Raw genomic sequence first — 26,117 nt, forward strand, 5'->3', positions numbered from 1 at the left:
GGTTACTGACTAACAATTCCTGACCACTGCACCTGTTTGAGGCGTTCTCGGCGGTAGGAGAAAAAGTAGGTCGCATCTTCGTAGGTACAGTAGGGACACAGCGCTATCTGATCCTCCTGTAGCCCTAATTGCAACAGTTGCAACCGATTGACCCGCGCCACATCAATCCGCAGCCGTTGCGGGTCTGCATCCGTAAACACTACTGCCGGATCCAACCTTGCTAAGGATTGGTAAAGGTCTGTAGAGACCATCGCAGCATCGACCTGATCGGTTACGTCTGTCACGGTTGCCGCCAAAGCATAGGCCACCGGCAAACCCACTTGATATCGCTTACCCTGAATGGCAGGCCCTAGTACCACCCGTAAACTAGCCAACTCGCTACCCAACGCCTGCATTTGGGCAATTGTTTTCTTGGTGATTTCAGCAGCCGTCCCCCGCCAGCCCGCATGAATTGCCGCAACCCGTCCCGTCGTTTGATCAGCAATCAGCAGTGGCACACAATCAGCACTGCACACCCACAGAGCTTGATCCGCCGCCGTGGTAACTAGAGCATCGGCCTCTAAACGGGTTTGCGTGGCCAACACGTCTGCGGCTAAGACAACACGATTCCCATGCACCTGTTGAGTGTGCAGCGAAGGTGCAGTTGACCCCAGTGCCGCCGTGAGACATTCGAGGGGCTGACCCTGCCAAGTGCGACTAAAGAACCCATGGCGAAAGTCTGATAGCAGGTCACAGGTTAAAAATACCCCCAGTTCAGTGGTTTGCCAGTGCCACATCACCACAAGTCCGCAATGACATTGATCACCAACCCGACAATAACACTGTAGAAAAAGAAGGAGACAATTTGGTGAAACAGCACAAGACGACGAATGTGTCGCCCCTCGATAGAGACATCAGAGGTCTGTGATGTCAGGCTAATCGTAAAGGAGAAATACATAAAATCGAGGTAATCGGGTTCGCCGTCTCCCGGAAAATCCAGACCCCCCGCATAACCAAACTCATTAACGGTATGGTAGTTGTCATCGTAGTAGTAGCGGGCGTACTGCAATGCAAAGCAGGTATGAGTTAAAAACCATGCAGCAATGACCGCCCATGTCGCCAAGCTCACCTGTAAGGCCAACAGGGGGTTATTAGGAATTTTGGTATCTGCTAAGAGTAAACCCGTTGCCACAATACTGGCAATGGCCGTAAACACCACCAGCATAAGGATCGTGAGCGCGTTAGGCTCCCCCACCTGCGCTCGCCGCTGGGTTTGTAAGCTATTGACACTGACGATCATTTTCAGGAGCAACAGCAGGTAGGTAGTGATGCCCACATCCCAAGCAAATAGAAGTCGCTGTCCTAACTCTAGCCAAGTACCCGTAAGGGCAAGGGCAATAACAGCCACCAACAGAGCAAGGATCAGGCGCATTCCCACCTGAAGTTGATCAATCCATCGGCCAATTCGACTGAAGCTCATACAACTCAGCATACCTTGCTATCCGCTGTCTTGAGGATTGGGGAGAGAATTCAGCGTGAACTTAAAGAACTGAGCCAACCAGCACAACGAAAGGTTGGAGATAGCTGCTGCAAGGAAAGAACTTGGCTTCCATAAAACTTCCGAAGTACCTGTCACTATTGTGGAGTGCAGCATTGGGTAGCCCCATACTAGCTTAATAAGATGCAACTAATCTTCAACACTTTTGGGCATCTCTGTGACCTGTGTAATGTGGAATACTAAGCGTCTCAAGACGCTTCGATAGGATAGAGTGTAACGGCTAAATTGCTTGCTTTATGTTACGAATCCATCGTTTTGCAAGTGGCAACCAATATACCCTAGTGGGAACTGAGGGCTTTGATCTAATTGGCCGTCTTATTGCAGGAGTTTTTACACTTATTTTTGGCTGGGGGCTATTGATCTCCTTTAACCCAGCCTATATTCAGAATAACTACGCTGCTCTGATTTATAGCGAAAATCTTGCCAGTGACCTCACTAGAAACCTAACGATTGGACTCATTGTATTGGTAATTTTGATAGGTTTACTGACATGGCTGCTATATCTAATGGTGGCTAATTTTATTACGGCGCTGCTTGACTTAAGGGGAGTAGCACGCGTGGCAATGGAGGTATTTTTACTCCGGTTTGTACCGGGGATGGGTACCGTTGTACTACTGATTGCAGCGTGGCCTGTTAGCCAGTTTGTCCTAACACCAGCAATCATTACCCTGTTAAAGTCACCATCGGGTTTATGGGTGTATGGGGTTGGCAATCAACTATTGGCATTGTTGCTTTTCTATATGTTCTTTAGTCTGCTGGCCTGCGAATATTGGGATAAATTGGAGTTCAAGTTTGATGAGAATACCAAGATTCTTACTGTTAGCTCTTGGCTTGGACTGCCTCTATTTGTTGGCTTAAGCAAGCAGCCTCACAACAATAATTGGCTTTTTACCCCCCTCTTCCATATACCGAAGTGGGATACTGAGTATTATCAGTTTTCTTTGAGGGCGATCCGTTCGGTTCAGTGTTACCAACAGTCCCCTACCTTGGCCATGAATGTCATGGGTACTGTCATTTATCTGCCAACGGTTAAGCATTCAACTCAAGCATCCTGTGATCAAACGTTAGCAGCGTTGGCAAACTTCTTAGGAGTACCCCAAGAAGACGAATTGGCAGCTCGAGTTGCTCAGGAAACGATCCGCGTGCCTCAAGATGTCCTCAAGGCCATCACTAAACGAGTTTTACCTCTGAAAGGCGAGGAGGCTTCGCTAGCATTGTTGGTTGCAAGTGCGCTGACTCAGGCATCTCGTGATCAATATGAACTGCGACGCCATCGTGCTGATGATCCAGATTTACTCCTGAGGGCTGGCATTGCTACTTTAGGTGCAGGAGATATCCGCACAGGCCTACAGTATTTAACTGAGGCGGAGCGGCTTTGCCGCTTGAAATTTAAGTACTTCAAACAGATAACTATTGAAAAATACCTGAAGAAAGCCCAAGCATCAGTTCACCAGTCTAGCCCTCCCCGGCATTGAGTATGCCCCTGAAGCGTGCAATTTTACTCGTATCATCCACCAATGGCCATATTGTCTCGAAATTCACCCCCCTTAATCCCATCCCCTTTGACATACTCCCCATGCCTAAAGGCAGGGGATTCTTGTTCTTGGTTCAGCGACAGCACGTACTGAGTTGGGGCGCCCCTTCCCAGTAGCGGTGCTTATCTCCCCAGTCGTTCCCCCTTGCGAGGCAGTTCCCTTTTGCCCAAAGGTACTGTTTTGCATTCCATCCCCACAATGCCTAACCCTTTCTTCAGGATGTTTAGGGCAGCATTTTTGTCTCGATCCGTCTCAAACCCGCATCCGGGACAACTATGAGTTCTGGTGGATAGGGTCTTTTCACGCCCTTGTTATCCATGCAGTACCTAATACACTTGTTCCTCACAAACTGTGCCGTACGGATGGCTTCATCTAGAGCCTGATATTATGCCTGTGTCCCCTTTAGCTTGGCTTCTCTAACTAGCATGAGTCTATTGGGGCAGATAAAATAGCTTGCGTCCTATATCCCAATACCTGTTAGCTTGCTTCCGCGTAGCGGTAGGCAAGGGCTTTACGGCACTTTTTTGGGTAAACCAGCCTAGAGGTTCCTAGTTGTCTTGCGAGATAACTGGAGGGCTACAGAAAGCCCGCGCTCTATGCGTAGAATCAGCGTTGGGTAGTTTGCGCAGGCTAACACAGATGTGGTGACCTAGAAAAATGCGCTGCCCGTTGCAAAAATTTCATGGCAAATTCTGGGTGGCCTCCCCAGTGCAGATGCAGATAACTGGCATGGACATCATCACTTCCCCATCCCTCTGGCAAGCTGTTGAGGTGCCACAGGGGAGAGAGGGGGGATGGTGTCACCCTAGAGTAGTGAAACTCATGCCCCCACACCTGCTGCCCTTGATCAACACACAGGGTAGCGTGCAGTGCAGTTGCAGTGCGATAGCCTAGGGTGAGGCGATCGCCCATGTGTGCAACTGTCGGCAGATGCCCCACTAGGGGATAAACCTGACCCTCTAGGGTGTGAATCCCCTGCGCCAAGTACATTAACCCCCCACACTCGGCATAGACGGGTAACCCACGCTGGAGGCTGTGGCGCAGAGCACTTAAAAAAGACTCATTGGCGCTTAGCTCGGCAGCAAACACCTCAGGAAAGCCACCCCCTAGAATCAGGCCGCTCAGATTGGGGGGGAGGCAAGGATCTCGCAGCGGTGATACCGGAATAAGGGTTGCTCCTAGGGTGCGTAACACATCTAAGGCATCGGTGTAATAGAAGTGAAACGCAGCATCTTGGGCAATACCAATGTTGAGGGGAGAGGGAAGAGGGGGGAGAGAGGAGAGGGGAGGGGAGACAGGGAACAGGGGAGCGCAAAGGGGTTCGAGGTGCAACCAATCAAAGCAGGTGCAACCAAGAACAGCTAGGCGATCGCCCACGGCTTGAAACGCTGCTGACTCGTGGGGTGGAACTAACCCAAGGTGGCGGCTGGGTAGGGCAAGCTGCTGATCGCGGTAGAGGACACCAAGGACGGGGATGCCAAGGGGCGCAAGGGCATCTTCTAAAATTTGGCGGTGGCGATCGCTGCCGACGCGATTGAGAACGACTCCGGCAATTCTCAGGGCTGGATGGTAGTGACAAAAGCCATAAACCAAGGCTGCGACCGATGCTGCCTGTTTTTGCACATCCAAGACCAAGAGGATCGGGGCATTCAGTAATTGGGCAATGGCCGCCGTACTGCCTTCACTGGTGCCCCCACGGCCATCAAACAGCCCCATCACCCCTTCAATTAGAACATCATCCGCATCTTGGCTATAGTACCTCGCACAGGTTTGCACATAATCAGCACTAGTGAGAATGGGGTCAAGGTTGTAACAGGGACGGCCACTGATGGCGCGATGAAACAGCGGATCAATGTAATCAGGGCCAACTTTGAAGGTTTGTACCCGCCGCCCTCGCGCTGTTAGAGCCGCATTGAGGGCAAGAGCCACCGTGGTTTTGCCCACACCGCTGCGATCGCCGGCAATCACTAAGGCCATTCCTAATTACATCCCCCTACAAAAATCAATTGATCTGGCCAAGCTACCGCAACCATTGATGATCAGCCCTATTTACTTTGTTGGGCATACTTTATTATTGCCGGAGACCGCCGCCACCCCCTTGTAAGATGGAAGATTAAGTGTGCAAGTTAAGGATTGGGTCGTATGACAGCGGTAACTTCGGTGCCCAGCTTCTGTGAAGGAATTCAGTATTTTGGCGACGATTGGCCAGACTGGGAGCACTATGGGCAAACACCGCTGCTGAACCCCCAGCAAACCACGCTCCCAGACCCAGAGTCCCCTGCGGCGGCTTACCAAACCCTCCTCTACGCCGATGCGCTCCGCTACTTAATTTTGCAAATGACCGCCAGTAAAGCCTCGGGGCATCCGGGGGGCTTTGCGAGCCAAGCGGAAGCCTATGCAGCGTTAGTACTGCTGGGGTACAAAAACATCATTACCGAAGTGGGGCACCATGCGCCCGGCTTTTATGCCGCCATGTTCTTGGATCGCTCCCTAGAGCAGATGGGGATTTACACGGTTCAAGACCTGCGCGATCGCTTTCGGGAAAAACACGGGTTATTGGGGCACCTTTCCGGTTATATTCCCGGTATTTTGGCTCCCGCTGGCCCGTTGGGGCAGGGGCAGCACTTCGCAATGGCGGCAGCTTGGCTGCACCGTCACACCCTCTTTCCCTTTACATTGGGCGATGGTGGCCTCGGAGAACCCTACGTGATGAGTGGGATGGCGCATTTCCATACCGCCTTTCCTGAGGTGACCAATTTCTTGCCGGTGCTGGTGTGGAACGGCTTTAGCCAAGAGCACCACAGCATGGTATCCCTGAAAAGTAATCGCGAAATGATGGCCTACTGGCACGGCAATGGCTTTGAGGAAGTGGTGCTGGTGGATGCCAAGGACTTTGATGATGCCAACCAACCGGGAGCCTATGTGGACAGCACCCTCTTTTCCTTTGGGCAACGGCTGGCCTTTACAAAAGCCGTCCTCCTAGGGGTACAGGAGGCGGCGCAATCAGCGCTCTCTGGTAAGCTCACGGTCTTGATTCTCAAGCAGCTTAAAGGGGCAGGGGTGCATGCCAAGGGAGCCAAATCCCACAATCTCTATGCCCAGCACACCCTTGAGAATCCCGACATTGTTAGTGCCCTGAAAGCCCGCGCCCTCTCGCCCTCGGCCTGGGCACTGGTGCGCCACAACTGCGAAGTCGCTGCAGGGGGTTCGGCAGCACGTGTTGCCGTCACAGAACAGGTGCTTGAGCTTCCGCCGTTGGGGGATATTCCCCTCGAAGCCTACGATCTTGGGGAGGCMAAAGTAGCCACTACCGCCATGGGTCGGATGGTGGCAGAGGTGGGAGTGCGCGATCGCCGCTACTTGATCACCAATGCCGATGGCAACGAAGCCTCTGGAATTGGCAACATCAACCAAGCCTTGAAAATCATTCACCCCACAGAGGACCCCCTCTACAACCAAGTTCCCCACGGCCAAGTCTATGAACCCCTCAGCGAAGATGCCTGTGCAGGCTTAGCAGCAGGGTTGTGTTTGATGGGTAGTCGCAGCCTGTGGTGCTCCTACGAGTCCTTTGCCATTAATGGTCTGCCGATTTGGCAAACCGTGACCCAAGCGATGGCCGAACTGCGCCGCCCCACCCCCGCCACTGTAGCCCTCTATACGGCGGGTGCCCTTGAGCAGGGGCGCAATGGCTGGACGCACCAGCGCCCAGAAATTGAAGCCTACTACGCGGCGCTGCTGCGCAATGGCAATGTCTTTGCCCTGTTTCCACCGGATGCGAACAGTATTCAAGTGTGCTATCGCTGGGCACTAACGGCGCAGAATAAGGGGATTGCCATCTTTGCTAGCAAGAGCCCGCTGCCGGTGCGGACGACCTTTGCCCAAACAGAGCAAGGACTGGCGGAGGGCGCGGTGACGCTCTATGAATCCGCCAGTGGGCGCGCTACCTTAGTGCTGGCGGTGCTGGGGGATATGATTTTGAATCCTGTGTATGCGGCTATGCCCACCTTAGAAGCTGCAGGCTATCGGGTGCGCATTGTCTCGGTCATTAATCCCCGCCGTTTATACCGCCCTAGCGATGTAGCATGGCAAACCTGTGCGGAACCAGACGATGGCTTTGCCGATGAGGCCACCTTTGCCCGTCTCTTTGGGGGTGATGCGCTGTTAGCTATCACCGGTGGTGCTGCTGCTCTTCTGGAGCCGGTGCTGCTGCGAGCCACGGCGCCACGAGATGTACTGGCATGGCAGSGGGGTRAAMCCACCGCCAGTGCCTCTGAACTGATGGCCTACAATGGCTTGACCCCAGCGGCCATTTGCGATCGCGCCCATACTCTCCTGAAACTCTAGATGCAGGACGTTCTGATGACCCTCGCTCGTAACCATAAAAAAGCCCGTGCCCTCAAAGCCGGTAGCCCCCGCCCCGCCAAAGCCCTCTGTAGTGAATGCGGCCTGTGTGACACCTACTATATCCACTACGTGAAGGAGGCCTGTGCCTTTCTAAACCAACAGTTTGAGACCCTTGAGACCCAAACCCACGGGCGATCGCGCCAGCTTGAGAATTGGGATGAATGCTACTTTGGGGTTCACCACCAAATGCTGGCTGCCCGCAAAACAGAGCCGATTGCAGGGGCACAGTGGACCGGCATCGTCAGCAGTATTGCCATTGCCATGCTGGAGTCCGGACGGGTGGAAGGGGTGGTCTGTGTTCACGCTAGCGAGGGCGATCGCTTTACCCCCAAGCCCGTCATTGCCCGCAACCGTGACGAGATTCTCGCCGCCCGGGTCAATAAACCCACCCTGTCCCCCAACCTATCCGTGCTGGAGGAGGTGGAGCGCTCAGGGTTAAAGCGCCTGCTTGTCATTGGTGTGGGCTGCCAAATCCAAGCCCTGCGAGCCGTGCAGGATAAATTAGGCCTAGAGACGCTCTACGTGTTGGGCACCCCCTGTGTGGATAACGTCACCCGCGCGGGTCTGCAAAAGTTCTTAGAAACCACGAGCCGCTCCCCAGATACCGTGGTTTATTACGAGTTTATGCAGGACTTCCGGGTGCACTTTAAGCACAGTGATGGTTCGACGGAAACGGTTCCCTTTTTTGGCCTTAAAACCAATCAACTCAAGGATGTGTTTGCCCCCTCCTGCATGAGTTGCTTTGATTATGTGAATGGCCTTGCGGATTTAGTTGTCGGCTATATGGGGGCACCCTTTGGTTGGCAGTGGCTGGTGGTGCGCAATCCCCTAGGCCAAGAAATGCTGGACTTAGTGCGGGCACAGCTAGAGACCCAACCGGTGATGAGCAAAGGCGATCGCCATGCCGCCGTGCAGCAAAGCATTCCAGCCTACGATAAGGGAGTGACCTTGCCAATGTGGGCAGCGCAGTTGATGGGTTTAGTCATTGAGCGGATTGGCCCCAAAGGGTTGGAATATGCTCGATTTTCCATTGACTCGCACTTTACTCGCAACTATCTGTTTGTGCGACGCAATTACCCAGCTAAGCTAGCGACTCATGTCCCTAGGTTTGCCCAAAAAATTGTTGATCAGTACCACTTACCAGAGTCTTAGACCCTAAGGTGTTACGGCCCTCTGCGAGTTGTTGCGGCTTGCATCAATAGATCTACCGGAACCATGTTGCATTCCAACATTTTGCTAATGAGGGGAGGGCCAACCCGCGTGGCGATCGTGGACTGCAAATTAGGGCTGTTTTTAACCGTCAGCATCACTGACCCAATGATGGAGTTGGGATCCGGTGCCGGGTTGCTGCCATCGGTGGGAATCATTTTGACAATGCTGGCTAATTGGCTGCAACTAGAACCTGCAATATAGGTCGCCAACGAGTCACTCATCTGTTGAACCGTGCTGGTCATCATCTCTTCGGGAAAGGGACTAGCAGACTGGGCACGCATTGGTTGACTCAACGAGACTCCCACACCAGCAGCCAGAGCCGCAATAAGACAGGAGAGGGGGCGCAGCATGATGGATACAACCTCGATAAAACGGCAATGCAGTTAATTTGGGTCTTTAATGGGCACGTTCTTCAATGACCTGATCGATGAGGCCATAGGCCTTCGCATCTTCGGCAGACATAAAGTAGTCGCGATCCATATCCCGCTCAATTTTTTCGACGGGTTGGCCGGTGTGGTGGGCGTAGAGTTCATTGAGTTGCCGCCGTACCCGTAAAATCTCGCGCGCTTCAATTTCAATATCCGTGGCTTGACCGCGGGTGCCCCCCGAAGGCTGGTGAATCATAATACGTGAGTGGGGCAATGCCAAACGCTTGCCTTTCGTCCCGGCGGCCAGAAGAAATGACCCCATGGAAGCGGCTAAACCAACGCAGATGGTCACCACATCCGACTTAATGTGCTGCATCGTGTCATAAATGGCCATGCCTGCGGTGACCGAGCCACCAGGAGAGTTGATGTACAGCATAATATCCTTGCCCGGGTCTTCCGAGTCAAGGTAGAGCATGACTGCCACGATTTGGTTGGCAATCTCGTCATCAACCTCTTTGCCGAGGAAGATAATTCGCTCACGGTACAGGCGGTTATAAATGTCAATCCACTGGGTGTAGGGTTCCCCGGGCATCCGGTAGGGGACTTTAGGCACTCCGATGGGCATAAAACTCTTCCATGCTGACGCTCATGCTCCTACAGTAACAAAATTTAGCCCCCCTGCGGCGCAACAGGATCAAGCATAGTTAGGTCAAGCTACAAGCCATAACCACGCCTAGGGCAGAGATTGTGACATTGCTGCACTAGAAAAGGATCTCAATGCTGGCTCGTCAGCATTGAGGGTGTCTCCTAGGTTGTGTAGGGGGTCATAGATTGGTTCTAAAGCGGCTTGGGTGTGGGCGATCGCCTGTAGCAACTCTGCGGCCAAATATTCAAGGGGATGGAGGGAAGATGGCTGTCGCTGACCCCGTTTGGGTGTGGTGACAAACTCGCTAGCCACCGCTTGGAGTTGGTAGGCTACGGCTTTGACTTTGGCCAAATAGGTCAGCGTTTCTTCAAGCTGCCGAGCAATGATTTGTTGCTGCGCCTGCATTTGCCGCCACTGGGCGTCAGAGATAGGGGGGGGTGTGGTCTGAAGCCTGAGGGGTTCTAGGTTCACAAACAGTTGATCGAGATCTGGTAACTCACTAGAGACTAGCGCATCTAGGAGTGCAGCATCAAACAACTCGCGGATAAGTTCTGGTGGCATAACCACCGCACTATCTGTCGTAGGTTCAGGGAAGAAGGCCGGATCAGGAATGGTCATGTTGCAGCTACTTAAGAGAGTGTACCAGTCGGCAATTTAGCAAAACCCGCAAGACTCCTCCACTTCAAATCGTTGATGGAAGCGTGAGATAATTGCGGCAGCAGCTTGTAGTACAATCCAAACAGCCTTGCGTGGAAGGCAACTGAGCGAAAACCAAGCCAGATACGTACAAGCATTTTCCTGTTCTCCATGCTGTTTGACCTGCGGGACGCGGGGCAATGCCTATCGCCAGAAGGTAAGACTCATCACTCTCGGAGTGGCAAGCGCTTCTGTGGGTAGGAAGCCGCTATTGTAATCGTTGATTCAATAGCGGTAGTTCACAATGGAACCGTTGCAAAAACCTAAGGGTTTGCCGAGGGTGATGACTGTTTCGTTTAGTATGGCTTAAATTGTGACTTCCTCTCCTCCACCGATTGTTTTGGGTGTTACGGGCGCGTCTGGTCTTTTGTACGCAGTCCGTGCCATTAAATTTCTATTACAAGCAGGGTATCCTATTCAATTAGTGGCATCTAAGGCTGTTCATCAGGTGTGGCAAGCGGAATGCGGCCTAGCCATGCCAGTGCTGCCGGATAAGCAGGCGCGCTTTTGGCGAGAGCAAGCGCAGGTCTGGGACGGGTCGTTGACGTGCCATCGCCCAACCGATGTGGCCGCAGCGATCGCCAGTGGTTCCTTTCGCACCCTTGGGATGGTCATTATTCCCTGTAGTATGAGCACGGTGGCCAAGCTAGCGGCAGGCTTAAGTTCTGATTTACTGGAGCGGGTGGCGGATGTGCACCTTAAAGAGAACCGCCCCTTGGTAGTGGTGCCGCGGGAAACCCCCTTTAGCCTAATTCATTTGCAGAATCTCACTCAGTTGGCTATGGCCGGGGCACGGATCGTCCCAGCGATTCCAGCGTGGTATCACCGCCCCACAACGATTGAGGACTTGGTGGATTTTGTCGTGGCTCGTGCTCTCGATCAGCTAGGGTTGGATTGTGTGCCCTTAAAGCGTTGGCAAGGACCGGTTAACTAATGTCGCAAGTCTGGGTATATGTGGCGGCGATCGCCCTGATCACCACATTAGTTGTCCAAAATTGGCAGCCTGTGCTGCCATTGCGTTTTTTAGGGCAGCAAACACCACCGTTGCCCCTTGCTTTCTGGATTGCTGCTGCTGCTATGGTTGGTCTTCTGTGGGGGCAGGGGCTGCTGGTGCTGAGTTCAAGCACTCTACCAGAAAAGCGCAGACCCCAGCGGCAATCGCCAGAACCAATCCCAGTAGAGGATGCATCCATGCGTGCCCCCGCAGAGGATAGCGAGGTCGAGGATGCCGAGGATTGGTTTGAGGAGATTGACTCGACTACCCCGCGCGAACCCACCCTCAACGATTCGCCGCCGCGTCGCAGTGCCCCCTATTCCCACCGCTACCGCCCCTCCCGCAAAAGCCAGCCAGCACCGCCACCACCACAGTCGGTTGTGGATGCCGAGTACCGCATTCTCACGCCCCCTCCCCCCCGCAGTGATGATAACGAGGATTGGGATATTGATTTATGACGGATATGCTGGTCAAACTCTATGAGCTTGAGGTGGACTGGCCAGCTGTCACCGCCCACCAGCAGCAGGGGATTCACTATCGCCACCCCCTTGGCTCAGAAACGGATCTCATTTTGCAGTGGGTGCAGAACCGCTTTAGTGCGGGGTGGCACAGCGAGGTGGCGATCGCCCTCAGTCAACGCCCACCCCGCAGTCTGATTGCGGTTCAGGACGGGCACCTCCTTGGCATGGCCTGCTATGACGCTGCCGCGTTGGGGATGTTTGGCCCGATGGCTGTGGCGGAGTCGCACCGTGGCCAAGGCATTGGTCGCCTCCTGTTGCAGTTAACCCTCTGGCACATGGGGGCAATGGGCTATGCCTATGCTGTCATTGGCTGGGTTTCCTCAGAAGAGTTTTATGCTAAGGCCGTAGGGGCGATCGCCATTCCTGAGTCGCGGCCCGGGCTTTGGCAAACGGCACTGAAGCGCTCCTAGCCTGTCAGTGCCTTGACAAGAATCCCTAGCGCAAACCCCAAGCCAAAAAAGCGCACAAAGTTCCAGAACCGCTCTTGGCGGAGAATCTCTTGCCAGCACTCGCGGGCAGCATCCCCCAAATTAAACAGTAAGGTCAAGCCAAACTCCACTTCCAGCTGGCGCAGTTCTTCCTGTAGGCGATCGCCTTCGGCTTGGAGGGCGTTTGCGTTCGCCTGCTTCAGCCGTGCTTGGGTGGCCTGAATGCGTTCATAGTCCGCATAGAGCTGGTCAAGGCGATCGCGGGTTTCGCGATAGAGTTGCCGCACCTCGTCTTCCGAGTCCACACCCCTAGCCTCCGTGACTGCGCGGATCGTCACTGCGCTGAGTTGCACGGGGGTTGGGCAACTGAGATACATTGCCGCTGCTGCCACCGTGGGGCAGAGGGAGACCAAGACTCAGGGCTTCGAGGTTTTGCGCCATAATCTCCTTCGGTTGCAGGCCAATGGCCGTCCCTTGGGGGTCCTGCTGGGCATTCAAAAAAACAAAGTGGGGAATCCCATCCACGCCAAACTGTTCGATTTCCGGCAGCCACTGAAGATTGTCCACGTTCAGCATCACAAAATTGACGCGATCGCGGTAGGCCGCCTTTAACTCTCCTAAGTCTTTCGCCATAGCGCGACAACTGCTACACCAGTTGGCGTAAAACTCTAAGAGCGTTGGCTTCCCGTTGGTTTGTGCCTCTGCCCATGGGGTAGCCTGACTCGCCTGCTCCGCTAAGGTGAGCGGCTGGTTGTTGCCCCGCACCGCCACCAACAACGCCAAACTCAGGACAATGGCCACCATGACAATTAGGAAATTGCGTAGGCGCTGGCCATCTGCTACTGTGGATGCCCCCATGACTCTTATCCAAACGATGCACTGCTATCCCCTAGGGTAGTCCAGATGCGCCTTCAATTAAACCTTCGGCGTACAGAACCAGCGATCGCAACCGCTCTAGTACGTCCGGATCAGGCGCTTGCCACAGGTGCCGCTGTGCCGCTTCTAGGAGCCGCTCTGCCATATCCCGCAGTGCCCAAGGATTATGCTGCGCAACAAAGGCCTGTGCTGTCTCTGCCAGCAGGTAGGTGTTGGCCACCCCTGCAAACACATAATCCGGTACACAGCGAGTTGTGGCGCTGTAGCCAAAGAGGTAGTCCACCGTTGCCGCCATTTCAAAGGCGCCCTTATAGCCGTGCCGCATCACGCCGGTGAGCCACTTTGGGTTAACCACCCGCGAGCGATAGACCCGCAGCAGTTCTTCTTGGAGGGTGCGAATTTTCGGCTGCTCCGGTCGGGAGTGATCGCCAAAATAGACCGTTGGTTGCTCGCCCCGCTGCGATCGCACCGCCACGGTCATCCCCCCCTGAAACTGATAATAATCATCGGAATCTAGCAGATCGTGCTCGCGATTGTCTTGGTTTTGCACCACCACCTGCAACTGGCGTAAGCGATGTTTCAAGGCGTCGGCAGCACTGTGGCTTTGCGCCTCGCCAGTGTACGCATAGCTACTCCAGTGAATGTACGCCTCTGCCAAGTCGGCATCCTCCACCCAGTTTTGCGCCTCAATTAGCCCCTGCAAGCCTGCACCGTACGCGCCGGGCTTGGAGCCAAAGATGCGATAGCGGGCGCGGGTGCGAGCTTGCTCAGCAGTTAGCCCCTGCGTCTGCCAGTAGTGGGTTTCTGTGGCCACCTGTGCCGCTAAGGGGTTTTGCTCCGGGGGTTCGGATAATTCACTAACCCGCTGCACCGCTGCATCAAACAGGGCAATGAGGTTTGGAAAGGCATCGCGGAAGAACCCGGAAATCCGCAGCAGCACATCGACCCGTGGCCGCCCCAACAGGGACAATGGGATGACCTCTAGACCCACCACCCGCCGCGACGGACCATCCCAAATTGGGCACACCCCCAGCAGCGCCAACGCTTGGGCAATGTCATCACCGCCGGTGCGCATGGTAGAGGTGCCCCACACCGACAGTCCGAGGGTGCGCGGATACTCGCCGTGCTCTTGGCAGTAGCGTTCAATCAGCGCCGCCGCCGATCGCTGTGCCAACCCCCAAGCGGCCTCCGTGGGTACAGCCCGCAGATCCACTGCATAGAAATTGCGGCCGGTGGGCAAGACATCAGGCCGTCCGCGGCTAGGGGCACCGGCAGCCCCACTGGGAACATACCCCCCATTGAGACCGTGGAGCAGGTGGGTGAGTTCGTGTGACGTGTGTTGTAGCGCTGGCCACAGAACGCTGTGAATCCATTGCAAACACTGCTGGGTTGCTGCACCACAGGGGATCTCCCTCACTGGCGTCCCGGCTAAGAGCCGCTCTACTAACGAGGCCGCCGTGGTTTCTAGCGCCTCTTGCCATGCGCCCACCGAGCGATACCCCGCCACAGGACTCGCATCCGTCGGATCAGCCGTGAGGGGATCCACTGTTACCCCCTGATCCTGAGCGAGGGCACGGGTAATACCTTGGGGAGGGGCACTGCGGGCGATCGCCACGATTAAATCCCGCAGTTGCTGGCCTGTGGGACACTGCCCCAGTACATGCAGGCCGTCACGGATTTGGGCATCGCGCAAGTCGCACAGATAGCCATCGGCACGCGCTAGCCAAGCGGTCCAGGATTCATGTTCCTGTGGGGCACGAATCTCTTGGGTGAGGTCTAACTCCTGCACCAGTGCCTCAATGCGTTGGCGGAGGATACCCAAGCGGGGGCGATCGAACTGCTCAGCAGCATAGTACTCCTCAATCCAGTGGCTGAGGGTATCCAAGCCGCCGTAGAGTTCCGCACGGGTTAAGGGCGGGGTCAAATGATCCACAATTACGGCTTGGGCACGGCGCTTGGCTTGGGCCCCTTCGCCGGGGTCATTGACAATAAACGGGTAGAAGTGTGGCAGAGAACCTAGGGCAATTTCGGGATAGCAGGACGCACTGAGGGCAACCCCTTTGCCGGGGAGCCATTCTAGGTTGCCGTGCTTGCCCACGTGGATGATAGCATCGGCGTGGAACTGGTGCCGCACCCACCAATAAAACCCCAGATACTCAGGGGTGGGTTCTAAATCTGGTGCATGGTAGTTCAGGCTGGGGTCGCGATCGTAGCCACGGCTGGGTTGGATTCCCACAAAAATATTGCCCCACTGGCAGCCTGAAATGGGAATGTCTGCCGTTGGTGATGGCCAGCGCTGCCGCAGGGCTGCTTGCACGCTCTCAGGCAATTCCGCGAAATAGCGATTGTAGGCATCAAGGGGGAGAGATTGCATCAGCGATCGCCACTGATTCCCTTCGGGGTCATTGGTGCGGTGGCGCGTCAGGTGGTGAATCAGCGCGTCGCCGTCGGTTGGGAATGGGGTTGTCCCTAAGTCGTATCCAGCGCCCGCCAGTGCTTTGAGGATCTCCACCGTGCTGCTCGGGGTGTCTAGGCCGACACCATTGGCCAGCCGCCCATCGCGACAGGGGTAATTTGCCAGAATGAGAGCCACTCGCCGTTGCTGGGGAGGGCGATGCCGTAGCTTAAGCCAATTTTGAGCGAGATCCGCCACCCATGCAATGCGATCGCTCTCGGGGACATAGGTGGTCACCGTTGCTTCCACCGCAGGCTGAATTTGCTCTACCGCCTTAAAGGACACCGCCCGGGTGAGCACACGGCCATCCACCTCCGGCAGGACAACGTGCATTGCCAGATCCCGGGGCACCAGCCCTTGGGGATGCTGCTGCCATGCCTCTTGAGTGCTGCTACTGAGCACCACTTGGAGAACGGGCACGTCTAGCTGCTGCCAAAAATGGCAGGGGGTGGCCTCGCTCTTGGCGATCGCAAACCCCGTTGTATTCAGCACCAGTTCCACCCTGCCTTGCCACATGGCGAATAGCTCAGCTTGAATCTCAGGCTCCTGCAACGAAGAGACGACTACCGGCAAGGGGGCAATCTGACGCTGCCGTAGGGCTTGGCAGAGGGCATCGATCACGGCAGTATTCCCCGCTAAATAATGGGCGCGGTAAAAGATCAGCCCCACCGTTGGCCACTCTGGCGGTGCCGCTGTAGGCTGGGGGTAGGTGCCGCAGCGGGGAATGATCTGGGGAGCCGGTGGTTCAGCACCAATCCCAAACCCGTGGTGGGCTACAAACTGCAAGGCCGAGCGGATATTGGGCAGCCCCCCTTCACGGAAGTATTGCCACAGGCGGTTCACCCGCGCCAGCGGCCAGGTGGACACACTCATGAGTTCGAGGTCGGGGCGATCGTCCCCAGGCAGAACAACCAACTGCGCACCGCGATCGCTGACCAGTTGCTGCGCTACCTCTAGGCCATAGCTCCAGTAGCCCCGCCCCCCCAACAGACGCAGCACCACCACGTCTGCATGAGCCAAGACGCGATCGCCGTAGTCATCAATAACCGCCGCTGCTTGCAACTGCAACAGGTGCGCCAAGCGCAGGGGTGGAAGTTCTGCGGCAAGCTCGGTATAGGCCTGCGCCAACAGCGTAATATCGCTATCGGCTGCCGTTAAAATAACAACAGGTGCGACGGTTTGTTGCACAAAGGCAACATCGCTGCCCGCCGACTCTAACGAAATATCACCAAGTGTAAGGATTCGATGCATCAGCCCGTTCCAATTATTAAACAAACTAGTGCAGTTAACTCAACGACCCATGCTCTCGGATACAACTAGACTCTGAGAGCAATCATTGCAGCCACAGGGGTGAGTTCTGCTGTATGTTTGCTCAGTGACGTGAGGGATGCTTTCGCCCATTCATCTGCCCATGTTCATAGTGATGTGAAACGCTTGTGAAACGCTGTCTCTGCCGATTCAGTTGTGGATGATGTCCCATTCGGAACCTATATTTGATCGGATTTTACCGTCTTTGTTTTACGAACGCATGGCAACGGCTCTGCTGGCGGAAGCGACTGCCCTAGGTGCCACTGTTCTCACCAGTGAAGATGTAGGCAAACCTGCGGCAGTGGAACCCTTTACCCTTGTTGTTGGGGACTCCCTGACCGTCCTGTTGCGAGCCATCACGACCGCGCACCTGAATCACTATCGCACTCAGTTAGTGACCTCCCCCGCCGCGATCGCCCGCTTTTTACGGCAGGTACGCTCCCAAACGGCACCTGCTTACCGCCCCGTCCTCAAGCCCTTTTTACATCGCTTGGCTCAGCGTGGCAACGAGAGCAGCAGCACCCTACCCACTGGGGTGGCGATCGCCCTGATGAATCTCTTTAGTGATGCAACCATGGAGCAGTGCCAGAGTTGCCAGCCCTTAGTTACAGCGGCACTGAAGGAACGCCAAGCCCAGGAACGACTGCTGCATCAGGTAACCACCCAAATTCGCCAGAGCTTGGAACTGCCAGCACTCTTAAAAACAGCGGTGGATCGGATTCGCGAGTTCTTGGCGGTGGATCGTCTCTTGGTGGCGCAGTTTAGGGGCACCACCGCCGTGCTGAGCGGTGAAATTACCTATGAATCCTGCCGGGATAGCAGTATTACGTCGGTGCTGGGGCTGTGGGATGAATGCTGGGAATGGGCCAGTACCCCTGCGCCGACCTACGAGCGATTACATCGGGGTGAGCTGWTTGCCGTCGATGACATTGACCGCCACTATGCCAGTGTTCCCTGCTTGCAGGAGTTTGCAGCCCGCTGGCGGATCAAGGCATGGCTCATCGTCCCTGTAATGGTGCAAGAGAGTTTGTGGGGGGTACTCATTGCGCACCAGTGCGATCGCCCCCGCCAGTGGCAGCCCCAAGAAATTGAGTTCTTGGGTCACCTCAGCCAGCACCTCAGCATTGCCATTTACCAAGCAGAACTCTATAGCGAGCTACAACACCAAAAGGATACCCTTGAGCAGCGGGTGAATGAGCGTACCCAAGCCCTCCGCGAAGCCCTCAGCGCCATGGAAGCGGCTCATCGCATTAAAAATGACTTCTTGGCAACGATGAGCCACGAATTGCGCACCCCCCTGACCTGTGTGATTGGGGTGTCGGCCACCCTATTGCGTTGGCCCCTTGGCCCACTCACTGAAAAGCAGCGGGAGTACCTTGAGATTATTCACGAGAGCGGTAGCCACCTCCTAGAGCTGATTAATAGCATTTTGGATCTCTCTCAGGCAGAGCTGGGGCGATCGCATCTGCGCCGCAGTAGCTTTTCTATCCGGCAATTGTGTGCCGAGTGCCTCGAACTCGTCCGGCCTCAAGCCCAGCGCCATCACGTCAACCTCAGGCATCAACTGGTGATTTCCCCCGGTCGCGATCGCTTTTGGGGTGACTATCGCCGTCTGCAACAGGCGCTCATTAACCTACTCAGTAATGCCATTAAGTTTACTCCTGCGATGGGCGAGGTGATTTTGCGGGCATGGTGGACTGAGGATGAACTTCTGTTCCAAGTTGAAGATAACGGCATTGGCATTCCTGCCCATTTGCAACCCCTCCTATTTCAAAAGTTTCAGCAACTGGACAGCTCCTTTGGGCGTGCCTATACCGGGGCTGGCTTGGGTTTAGCCTTAACCAAGCAGTGGGTAGAGCTGCACAATGGGTGGATTGAGGTGGACTCCACCGAAGGGAAGGGCAGTATCTTTACCGTCGGCTTACCCAAACCAATGGCCGAGCCACCCGCCGCCGTCACAAACACACTGCCACCCCTTGCCGCCACGGATCTCCTGACATATCCCGAAGGGCGCATTGTGCTCGTTAGTGATGATGAAGCCACTGCCACCCTCATCTGCTCAATTTTGACAACCGCAGGCTATCAGGTCGTCTGGCTGGTGGATGGGGAAGTGGATCGCCTCTTGGCCTTGGCTCCCTTGGCGGTGATTTTGACGGAACCCTTTAACTACGGAGATGTGCAAGAACTTGTGGATCACCTCCGCTGCCGCTGCACCACGGCTCAGATCAAAATATTTATCCTAGGGGCACAGGGGAACTATCGGGGGGTGGATCGCTATATTCCGATGCCCATTAACCCGGAAGGGTTTTTACAGCAGATCACGATTGGCTTAACCGCCGTAGCGGTGCCCATCTAGGGTTGCTGGATCCGGTGGTACCGTAAGAAGCGCTAAGCCTTTCCCCTACAATAGATAAGCCGAACTGTTGGGAAAACTCCTGTGGACGATCGCTACGACCCCCACGCTATTGAGGCCAAGTGGCAACAGGAATGGGCAGCACAACACTTGGATCGCACGGATACCGATCCTCGTAAGCCGAAGTTCTATGCCCTCTCGATGTTTCCGTATCCTTCGGGCAATTTACATATGGGGCATGTTCGCAACTATACCATCACTGATGTGATTGCCCGATCGCGCCGTATGCAGGGCTATCGAGTGCTGCACCCCATGGGCTGGGATGCCTTTGGCCTACCCGCGGAAAATGCAGCCATTGAGCGAGGGATTCATCCCCACGTTTGGACGCAGCAAAATATCCAGCAAATGCGCCAAGAGTTGCAGCGGTTGGGGCTGTCTTACGACTGGGAGCGGGAGGTAACGACCTGTCATCCCGATTACTATCGCTGGACGCAATGGCTGTTTTTGGAGTTCTTTGATGCCGGTTTGGCCTATCAAAAGGAAGCAGCAGTCAACTGGGATCCGGTGGATCAGACGGTTTTAGCCAATGAACAGGTGGATAGTGAAGGGCGATCGTGGCGATCGGGTGCCCTAGTAGAGCGCAAGCTGCTCAAGCAGTGGTTTCTGAAAATTACGGCCTACGCTGAGCAACTCCTCAACGACCTTGACCAACTTGAGGGGTGGCCAGAGCGGGTGAAGTTGATGCAGGCCAACTGGATTGGGAAGTCGGTGGGGGCATACCTTGAGTTTCCCATTGTGGGTAGCGACGAGACGATTGCGGTATTCACAACCCGCCCAGATACGGTCTATGGGGTGACCTACGTTGTCTTAGCACCGGAGCATCCCTTAACGCCCAAGGTGACGAGTGCTCGGCGACGTAAAACCGTTGAAGCGTTCATTGCCAGTGTGCAACAGGAAAGTGAGCTAGAGCGCACTGCGGGCGATCGCCCCAAGCGGGGAGTAGCGACGGGCGGCAAAGCCATTAACCCCTTCACAGGACAAGAAATCCCGATCTGGATTGCCGATTACGTGCTGTACGAGTACGGAACAGGGGCGGTGATGGGAGTGCCCGCTCACGACGAGCGCGATTTTGAGTTTGCCACAGCGAATAAACTCCCCATCAAGCAAGTGATTGCTCCCCCCAGTGGCCGAACCAAGCAACGTCTCAAGGCTGCTTATACTGAGCCAGGGGTGCTCATCGAGAGCGATCGCTTTACGGGCATGGACTCGATCGCCGCTAAAACAGCCATTACCGAGTATGCTGCTGCCCAAGGTTGGGGACGCGAACAGGTACAGTATCGCCTGCGGGATTGGTTAATCTCCCGTCAACGCTATTGGGGTGTACCGATTCCCATCATTCACTGTCCCCAGTGCGGTGCCGTACCAGTTCCCCGCGAAGAGTTACCCGTCTTACTCCCTGAGGATGTGGAATTTAGTGGCCGCGGCCCATCCCCCTTAGCCAAACTCACTGCGTGGCGCGAGGTGCCCTGTCCTCGCTGTGGCAGCCCCGCCCAACGGGAAACCGATACCATGGATACCTTTATTGACTCCTCATGGTATTACTTCCGCTACGCCGATGCTCGCAACGCAGCAGCCCCCTTTGATCCCGCTGCCATTCAGGAGTGGTTGCCGGTGGATCAGTACGTCGGCGGCATTGAGCACGCCATTTTACACTTGCTCTACTCGCGCTTTTTTACTAAATTTTTGCGCGATCGCCAGCTTGTCTCGGTCTCGGAACCCTTCCAACGCCTGCTCACCCAAGGCATGGTGCAAGGCCGTACCTACAAAAACCCGCAAACCGGCAAATACGTCATGCCCAATCAGATTGCGGATCTCAGCGCCCCCACCGATCCAGAAACTGGAGACCCCCTAGACATCGTCTATGAAAAAATGTCCAAATCCAAGTACAACGGTGTTGCCCCCAGCGATGTGATTGAGCAGTACGGCGCGGATACGGCTCGCATGTTTATTCTCTTCAAAGCCCCTCCCGAAAAAGACCTTGAGTGGGATGATGCCGATGTTGAAGGCCAGTTCCGCTTTCTCAATCGCGTTTGGCGGCTGGTACACACCTTCAAAACCCAAGGCGGCCAGCTTGGACAACCGTTGCCGTCGACCCTGAGTAAAACTGAAAAAGAACTGCGACGCGCCACTCACACCGCAATCAAAGAGGTAACTGACGATCTTACAGGGGACTACCAACTCAATACCGCCGTTGCCGAACTCATGAAACTTAGCAATGCCCTGAGTAATGCTGACTGCTACACTTCTGGGGTGTACAGCGAAGGCGTTCGCACCCTGCTCACGCTCCTTGCTCCCTTTGCGCCCCACATCAGCGAAGACCTCTGGCAGCAGCTTGGGGGCAACAGTTCCATCCATCGTCAACCATGGCCAACGCTCGATGAAACAGCTCTTGTTGCCGATGAACTCACGATTGTCATTCAAATTATGGGTAAAACCCGTGGCACCATCCAAGTTCCCGCTGGTGCCAGCCAAGCAGAGCTAGAAGCGGCAGCAAAGCACTCCGACATTGGCCAACGCTATCTCAGTGGCCACGTGATTAAGAAAGTGATTGTTGTCCCCGGCAAATTGGTCAACTTTGTGTTGGATGCCTAGAACAACAGCGCAGCTATCCCTGCCTTGCTTCGCTGAAGGTGGGGCAGGATAGCGGGCAGTTGAGCGGGTTCAATGCCTGCGAAGCTGCCAATTAGCCCCGACTATGACCCTGAATATATTGCTCAAGAACTGAGAGCGGCGCTCCAGCAGTAGAGCGGATATAGAGCTGGTCGCCCCAAAGCCCTTTCTTCCAGTTCTTGAAATGGCGTTGCTGACTAGATGTATGATGTTCGGGTTTGAGTCTTTTGCCGCCCTCACCCTAGCCCTCTGCCAACGGAGAGGGAACAAGACTCTTAGCTCCCTTCTCCTTGGGGAGACGGGTTGGGGATAAGGGCAATTCATAGCCACACTCAGCAACACCCTTGAAATACGGTCTAAGCTCAGACTCAAACTCTTTTCTTGGGATTCGGCTAGTTGCTGATTTTGTAGCACCTAGCAAGGCCAGAAGATTGTTATCGGGGTGCAGGTCTATCAGCAAGTGAATGTGGTCTTCCTCTCCCTTGCACTCCAGCAAGATGCACCGATTCCTGAGCAGCACATTAGCAGCCACATCTCTAAAACGTTCCACCGTGTGGTGATAATTTTTACTAATTAGAGAATTAATCTAACAACCTGTCCCGAAAATTGTTGAAGCTTACAAAGCCATATCCTTCTCGTTTAATCAACTTAATACGATTATTGATTCCCTCCATTGCTCCACTGGTGGTGCGATTTCTAAAGTAGTTGCTAATTCCATCTAAATGGTTCCCAACACTGGTGACGTCTGGCAGTGCGGACAGCATGCTGCCTCGTTAAGACGCCGCAAATTTAAGTACACCTTATCGTCTTGCTGAGGGCAACGTTCAACCATCGTATTCGGCAATTGAAGCAATATATCAAGATGAATATCCATGGATGCCATCCCTGATTAAAAGTATCTCATTAAAATTTTCACCACCGTTCCGGAAGAACCGTATCTTATAGCAATTTAAGATATTTCCACGGATTTTCTAGACAAATTTTAGTGTCTTTACTTAATAATCAGTGTCTTTATTTAAGAGTTTTTAATCATTCGATGTAGTTGTGGATACATAGTCAGTTTGTTCTAGTGGTGTAGCTTTAGTAAAAGGAATAAATGTTGTGTTTGGCACTCATCGGGGGGATGTTATGCAGGCGTTTGGCAATGCCAGTGACTTGCCCAGAGATACATTGGAGGCAGTAATGCCCCTGCCGCAAATGAGAGACACATTGGAGGCAGTAATGCCCCTGCCACAAATGCTGGAAATGCTTGAAGTACAGCAATTTACAGGTGTTTTACGGATTGCGGCTAAAATTCCTGCCCCTCAGCGTCACCTAGCTTACGATGTCAGCTTTTATCGGGGTCACTTGACGATTGCAGCCCGGCAAATGCCCACCCCTATCGGCCTCTTGCAGCTCATCGGTCAACTACTCAAGATTGGGTTTATAGATACCCTAATGCAGTACGCCAATCACCATAGTGCTGATGCGTCTTACCGCTCTGTTCTTGAGGCTGTTGTCAATACCCGTGCTCTCAATTGGGACGATATAGAAAATGCGATGACAGAGCGGTTAACGATAATTTTAGAACGCTTGGTGCCTTACACCTGTACCTTTGAGCCCCAGCCTAACCTAGTTTGCGATCTCTGTTATGGGGAGGACGGCCACGGCATTGCTGCCGCCCTCCTCATGCGGCGCATCGAAAGCCGTAAACCACTTTGGCAAAAACTTTATCCAGCAATTCCCTCTGTTGAGGCAGTGCCGCGATTACATGAGGGTGCCCTTGCTGGAATTCACCACCAACCCACAGTTCAGCATTTGCAACAATGGGTCAATGGTGAAAATAGCATTGGCGATATTGCCGAGAGCCTTTGCAAAGACTCATTAGCTCTCGGGTCGCTGTACTTAAAGTGGGTGAATGATGGTTTGCTTCACTTTGTAAGCGGGGATAACAGTTCCGTAGCGTTACCGGTGGTCTTAACCGTGGACGATAGCCCCATTGTCCAAGCCATGATTCGTCGTGCCTTGGGCGATCGCTACGAAGTGATTAGCGCCACCAGTGCCATTGATGCTCTGTCGCTGTTAAATAACCGGAACGTCTCTTTAATTCTTTTAGATGTAACAATGCCGGAAATTGATGGCTTTGAGTTTTGCCGCACCATCCGCAAAATTGAAAAATTTAAGGAGATTCCAGTGATCATGCTGACGGCCAAGGATGGCTTAATTGATCGCGCCAAAGGACATATGGCAGGCACAAATTACTACCTCACCAAACCCGTGGATCGCGACGTCCTGTTAAGTACGATTGAGAAATTTATCTAGTACTGGCTGCTATGGACTACCTAAAGTTGCGATCGCAGGGGCTGAGCTGTGTCCTGCCTTTACCAGTGGTGGAAGAACTGATCAATTTGCCGGAATTGGCGACGATACCGGAAGCGCCTGTTGACATTATTGGTGTTATGAATGTGCGGGGCGAGTTGGTGCCGGTGATGCATCTTGGCTGCCGTTTGGGAATGACTCATCCCCGATGCCAAGAAACCGATGTTGTCATTTTAATGGCTGCCTGCGGGCTACGGTTTGGTGTGCTGGTTAACCATGTAGAAGATGTGGTAGCGATCGCCCCTGAGGATCTATTGCCGGAACCAGATTACGGTCATCTGAGTGCCGTGAATACTGCCTTTGTGGCGGGGGTGGCACGGGTGCACGACGAGTTAGCCATTGTCATCAACGTGGAGAGGCTGATTCGCGAACCCGCCGCCGTGGCAAACTTCGCCTCATCTGTTAGTGAACCAGACCTTGAATCTTCTGCCTACCATGATTTCTATGCCCGCTATTGGCCAACGGCAACACCTGCCCAGCAAGCCCTCTTAAAAGAGCGGCAACAGCATCTCAGCCGGAGCCATGAGCAAACAAACGAAGCGGATGAGAGGCTGAGCGTGGGGGTATTTGAACTGGCAGGAGAGCTATTTGCGGTTCCGGTTACGGAAATTCAGCAGTTTATTGATCTTGACCGTGTTGCGCCCATTCCGGGGGCACCGCCGTTTATCGTGGGTCATCTACATTTGCAGGGGAATGTCATCCCGCTTCTTGATATTCGCGAACCACTGCGCCTTACGCGATCGCCCCTGCCCTTAAAAAAAGCAATGGTTGTCTCTGTCAACGCAATGATGACTGCTATTTTAATTCAGGACATACAAACGATTATGACCTACGACTATCAGCAAGTCCAACTGAGTTCATTTCTATCCACACATGATAATGGCCACGTTGGCTCAATTATTCAAGGAAGTAACGTAATTAAATTATTAAACCTCAAGCAGTTACTCAGCAAAATGATGCCATCCTTAGCAGCCGCTTAGGCAACATTGATTTATAGTTTGTTAGAGTTCCATAGTTGTAGGAAGTGTTCATGCGTATTCGCTATCAACTGTATTCCTTAGTTGGTGCTATTTCCTTTATGGCTTTGACCAGTTTAGGGGTGATTTTATTCAACCGTGCTGGTGAAGAAGCTCTTGTGGTCAATGAAGCCGGTCTGGTGCGAGGAGGAACCCAACGCATTGTCAAGCTACGCCTTGCTGGAAATCCGATTGATGAGTTAGTCGCTCGCAACGATCGCCGGATCAATGCCCTGATCAATGGCGATGCCGAAATGGAGATTCCAGCGGCAAAGGATCCCCAGTTCCGCAACCTAATGTTACGGGTACAATCGAACTGGCAGCAGCTTAAACAGGAATTACAACAACCCCAGATCAATGTTGCCCAACTCACCCAAGACAGTGAAGATTTTTTTAAGCTCACGGATGAAGCAGTCAAAGCAGCCGAATTAGCCGCTAAAGCTAGTAGTCAAGGGGTTAAAGTCGCTGAAATTGTGATTATTCTCCTAGAAATTGCTTTAGTTGTAGTTGTTATCTTAATCATTAATCGAATTATTGTCTTATTGTCACGGCTGTCGAGTCAAATTGCCACCTCTTCCAATGAAACGGCTGCTGCCCTTGCAGAGCAAGAAAAAGTGATTGCCCAACAAGCTGCTTCCGTGAACCAAACAACTACCACCATGGAAGAATTAGGCGCCTCCTCCCGTCAGTCCGCAGAGCAAGCCGAAGCTTCCGCCGCTGGTGCTAAGCAAGCCATGGAG

22 protein-coding genes and 1 pseudogene are annotated in these 26,117 nt (G+C 54.0%); 11 read left to right on the forward strand and 12 right to left on the reverse strand.

Annotation, left to right across the window (positions count from 1 at the left end; genetic code table 11):
- Positions 1-2: 2 nt before the first annotated feature.
- On the reverse strand, positions 3-776 hold the full coding sequence (gene pgeF / locus L5220_RS08365; RefSeq protein WP_499572970.1) for a peptidoglycan editing factor PgeF: 774 nt from the start codon (positions 774-776) through the stop codon (positions 3-5).
- Positions 776-1,459 (reverse strand): DUF1345 domain-containing protein, encoded by a 684-nt coding sequence (locus L5220_RS08370; protein ID WP_448514193.1) that lies wholly within the window; start codon positions 1,457-1,459, stop codon positions 776-778. The genes pgeF and L5220_RS08370 overlap by 1 nt, the downstream gene beginning before the upstream one ends.
- 314 nt (positions 1,460-1,773) lie before the next feature.
- Here L5220_RS08370 and L5220_RS08375 point away from each other — a divergent pair, with 314 nt between their 5' ends.
- Positions 1,774-3,012 carry a hypothetical protein gene (locus L5220_RS08375; RefSeq protein ID WP_499572940.1) on the forward strand — a complete coding sequence of 413 codons (1,239 nt, stop codon included), beginning with the start codon at positions 1,774-1,776 and terminating at the stop codon, positions 3,010-3,012.
- A gap of 182 nt (positions 3,013-3,194) precedes the next feature.
- On the opposite strand, the pseudogene L5220_RS08380 reads toward L5220_RS08375, so the two are convergent.
- Both L5220_RS08380 and L5220_RS08385 read right to left on the reverse strand, forming a co-directional pair.
- Positions 3,195-3,329: pseudogene (locus tag L5220_RS08380) on the reverse strand (hypothetical protein); the annotation flags it as partial.
- Between the two features lie 373 nt (positions 3,330-3,702).
- Positions 3,703-5,049 (reverse strand): cobyrinic acid a,c-diamide synthase CobB, encoded by a 1,347-nt coding sequence (locus tag L5220_RS08385; RefSeq protein ID WP_499572941.1) that lies wholly within the window; start codon positions 5,047-5,049, stop codon positions 3,703-3,705.
- A 165-nt stretch (positions 5,050-5,214) separates the two neighbouring features.
- Here L5220_RS08385 and L5220_RS08390 point away from each other — a divergent pair, with 165 nt between their 5' ends.
- The gene (locus L5220_RS08390; RefSeq protein ID WP_499572943.1) at positions 5,215-7,416 is read left to right on the forward strand and encodes a phosphoketolase family protein; all 2,202 of its coding nucleotides are present in this window, start codon (positions 5,215-5,217) and stop codon (positions 7,414-7,416) included.
- A gap of 15 nt (positions 7,417-7,431) precedes the next feature.
- Entirely contained in the window at positions 7,432-8,628 is a 1,197-nt protein-coding gene (locus tag L5220_RS08395; protein WP_499572945.1) for a Coenzyme F420 hydrogenase/dehydrogenase, beta subunit C-terminal domain, read from the forward strand.
- A gap of 11 nt (positions 8,629-8,639) precedes the next feature.
- On the opposite strand, the gene L5220_RS08400 is transcribed toward L5220_RS08395, so the two are convergent.
- From L5220_RS08400 to L5220_RS08410, 3 genes are all read right to left on the reverse strand, one after another.
- Complete coding sequence (locus tag L5220_RS08400) at positions 8,640-9,038, reverse strand: hypothetical protein (protein ID WP_448515510.1); 399 nt, start codon at positions 9,036-9,038, stop codon at positions 8,640-8,642.
- A 46-nt stretch (positions 9,039-9,084) separates the two neighbouring features.
- Positions 9,085-9,681 (reverse strand): ATP-dependent Clp protease proteolytic subunit, encoded by a 597-nt coding sequence (locus L5220_RS08405; RefSeq protein WP_099799074.1) that lies wholly within the window; start codon positions 9,679-9,681, stop codon positions 9,085-9,087.
- 108 nt (positions 9,682-9,789) lie between these two features.
- Positions 9,790-10,320: a hypothetical protein gene (locus L5220_RS08410; RefSeq protein WP_448515509.1), complete on the reverse strand. Its 531-nt coding sequence runs from the start codon at positions 10,318-10,320 to the stop codon at positions 9,790-9,792.
- Positions 10,321-10,708: 388 nt separating this feature from the next.
- On the opposite strand from L5220_RS08410, the gene L5220_RS08415 reads away from it, so the two are divergent.
- From L5220_RS08415 to L5220_RS08425, 3 genes are read left to right on the forward strand one after another with little or no spacing between them, the layout of a single operon-like run.
- Positions 10,709-11,332, forward strand: coding sequence for a flavin prenyltransferase UbiX (locus L5220_RS08415; RefSeq protein ID WP_499572973.1), 624 nt, complete (start codon positions 10,709-10,711; stop codon positions 11,330-11,332).
- On the forward strand, positions 11,332-11,850 hold the full coding sequence (locus L5220_RS08420; protein WP_499572948.1) for a hypothetical protein: 519 nt from the start codon (positions 11,332-11,334) through the stop codon (positions 11,848-11,850). The genes L5220_RS08415 and L5220_RS08420 overlap by 1 nt, the downstream gene beginning before the upstream one ends.
- On the forward strand, positions 11,847-12,323 hold the full coding sequence (locus L5220_RS08425) for a GNAT family N-acetyltransferase (protein ID WP_499572950.1): 477 nt from the start codon (positions 11,847-11,849) through the stop codon (positions 12,321-12,323). The genes L5220_RS08420 and L5220_RS08425 overlap by 4 nt, the downstream gene beginning before the upstream one ends.
- Here the strand turns inward: L5220_RS08425 and L5220_RS08430 are convergent.
- The 3 genes from L5220_RS08430 to cobN are packed head-to-tail and all read right to left on the reverse strand — an operon-like array spanning position 12,320 to position 16,923.
- Positions 12,320-12,646 (reverse strand): sll0565 family protein, encoded by a 327-nt coding sequence (locus L5220_RS08430; RefSeq protein WP_099799078.1) that lies wholly within the window; start codon positions 12,644-12,646, stop codon positions 12,320-12,322. The genes L5220_RS08425 and L5220_RS08430 overlap by 4 nt on opposite strands.
- 4 nt (positions 12,647-12,650) lie before the next feature.
- On the reverse strand, positions 12,651-13,199 hold the full coding sequence (locus tag L5220_RS08435) for a thioredoxin family protein (protein ID WP_499572952.1): 549 nt from the start codon (positions 13,197-13,199) through the stop codon (positions 12,651-12,653).
- A gap of 31 nt (positions 13,200-13,230) precedes the next feature.
- A complete protein-coding gene (cobN, locus tag L5220_RS08440; RefSeq protein WP_499572954.1) occupies positions 13,231-16,923 on the reverse strand; it encodes a cobaltochelatase subunit CobN in 3,693 nt (1,230 codons plus the stop codon).
- 262 nt (positions 16,924-17,185) lie between these two features.
- On the opposite strand from cobN, the gene L5220_RS08445 reads away from it, so the two are divergent.
- Positions 17,186-19,336, forward strand: a complete 2,151-nt coding sequence (locus tag L5220_RS08445) for a hybrid sensor histidine kinase/response regulator (RefSeq protein WP_499572956.1) — start codon at positions 17,186-17,188, stop codon at positions 19,334-19,336.
- An 81-nt stretch (positions 19,337-19,417) separates the two neighbouring features.
- Complete coding sequence (leuS, locus tag L5220_RS08450) at positions 19,418-21,985, forward strand: leucine--tRNA ligase (protein ID WP_499572958.1); 2,568 nt, start codon at positions 19,418-19,420, stop codon at positions 21,983-21,985.
- A gap of 259 nt (positions 21,986-22,244) precedes the next feature.
- Here the strand turns inward: leuS and L5220_RS08455 are convergent, their stop codons facing one another.
- Positions 22,245-22,553 carry a transposase gene (locus L5220_RS08455; RefSeq protein ID WP_499572960.1) on the reverse strand — a complete coding sequence of 103 codons (309 nt, stop codon included), beginning with the start codon at positions 22,551-22,553 and terminating at the stop codon, positions 22,245-22,247.
- Between the two features lie 31 nt (positions 22,554-22,584).
- Positions 22,585-22,767: a transposase gene (locus tag L5220_RS08460; protein ID WP_499572962.1), complete on the reverse strand. Its 183-nt coding sequence runs from the start codon at positions 22,765-22,767 to the stop codon at positions 22,585-22,587.
- A gap of 337 nt (positions 22,768-23,104) precedes the next feature.
- Here L5220_RS08460 and L5220_RS08465 point away from each other — a divergent pair, with 337 nt between their 5' ends.
- The 3 genes from L5220_RS08465 to L5220_RS08475 all read left to right on the forward strand — a co-directional run.
- Positions 23,105-24,304 carry a response regulator gene (locus L5220_RS08465; RefSeq protein ID WP_499572964.1) on the forward strand — a complete coding sequence of 400 codons (1,200 nt, stop codon included), beginning with the start codon at positions 23,105-23,107 and terminating at the stop codon, positions 24,302-24,304.
- 11 nt (positions 24,305-24,315) lie between these two features.
- A complete protein-coding gene (locus tag L5220_RS08470) occupies positions 24,316-25,341 on the forward strand; it encodes a chemotaxis protein CheW (RefSeq protein WP_499499497.1) in 1,026 nt (341 codons plus the stop codon).
- 50 nt (positions 25,342-25,391) lie between these two features.
- A partial coding sequence (locus tag L5220_RS08475; RefSeq protein ID WP_499572966.1) for a type IV pili methyl-accepting chemotaxis transducer N-terminal domain-containing protein occupies positions 25,392-26,117 on the forward strand: 726 nt, incomplete at its 3' end.

This window comes from Synechococcus sp. PCC 6716 (genome assembly GCF_022570815.1).
In the GTDB taxonomy this organism is placed as follows: Bacteria; Cyanobacteriota; Cyanobacteriia; order Thermosynechococcales; family Thermosynechococcaceae; genus Thermosynechococcus; species Thermosynechococcus lividus.

Coding starts and splice junctions, on each gene's coding strand:
- pgeF (WP_499572970.1), bottom strand. CDS start 776: ATGTGGCACTGGCAAACCACTGAACTGGGGGTATTTTTAACCTGTGAC.
- L5220_RS08425 (WP_499572950.1), top strand. CDS start 11,847: ATGACGGATATGCTGGTCAAACTCTATGAGCTTGAGGTGGACTGGCCA.
- L5220_RS08420 (WP_499572948.1), top strand. CDS start 11,332: ATGTCGCAAGTCTGGGTATATGTGGCGGCGATCGCCCTGATCACCACA.
- L5220_RS08470 (WP_499499497.1), top strand. CDS start 24,316: ATGGACTACCTAAAGTTGCGATCGCAGGGGCTGAGCTGTGTCCTGCCT.
- L5220_RS08385 (WP_499572941.1), bottom strand. CDS start 5,049: ATGGCCTTAGTGATTGCCGGCGATCGCAGCGGTGTGGGCAAAACCACG.
- L5220_RS08400 (WP_448515510.1), bottom strand. CDS start 9,038: ATGCTGCGCCCCCTCTCCTGTCTTATTGCGGCTCTGGCTGCTGGTGTG.
- L5220_RS08370 (WP_448514193.1), bottom strand. CDS start 1,459: ATGAGCTTCAGTCGAATTGGCCGATGGATTGATCAACTTCAGGTGGGA.
- L5220_RS08375 (WP_499572940.1), top strand. CDS start 1,774: ATGTTACGAATCCATCGTTTTGCAAGTGGCAACCAATATACCCTAGTG.
- L5220_RS08435 (WP_499572952.1), bottom strand. CDS start 13,199: ATGGGGGCATCCACAGTAGCAGATGGCCAGCGCCTACGCAATTTCCTA.
- L5220_RS08460 (WP_499572962.1), bottom strand. CDS start 22,767: ATGCTGTCCGCACTGCCAGACGTCACCAGTGTTGGGAACCATTTAGAT.
- L5220_RS08410 (WP_448515509.1), bottom strand. CDS start 10,320: ATGACCATTCCTGATCCGGCCTTCTTCCCTGAACCTACGACAGATAGT.
- L5220_RS08405 (WP_099799074.1), bottom strand. CDS start 9,681: ATGCCCATCGGAGTGCCTAAAGTCCCCTACCGGATGCCCGGGGAACCC.
- L5220_RS08395 (WP_499572945.1), top strand. CDS start 7,432: ATGACCCTCGCTCGTAACCATAAAAAAGCCCGTGCCCTCAAAGCCGGT.
- cobN (WP_499572954.1), bottom strand. CDS start 16,923: ATGCATCGAATCCTTACACTTGGTGATATTTCGTTAGAGTCGGCGGGC.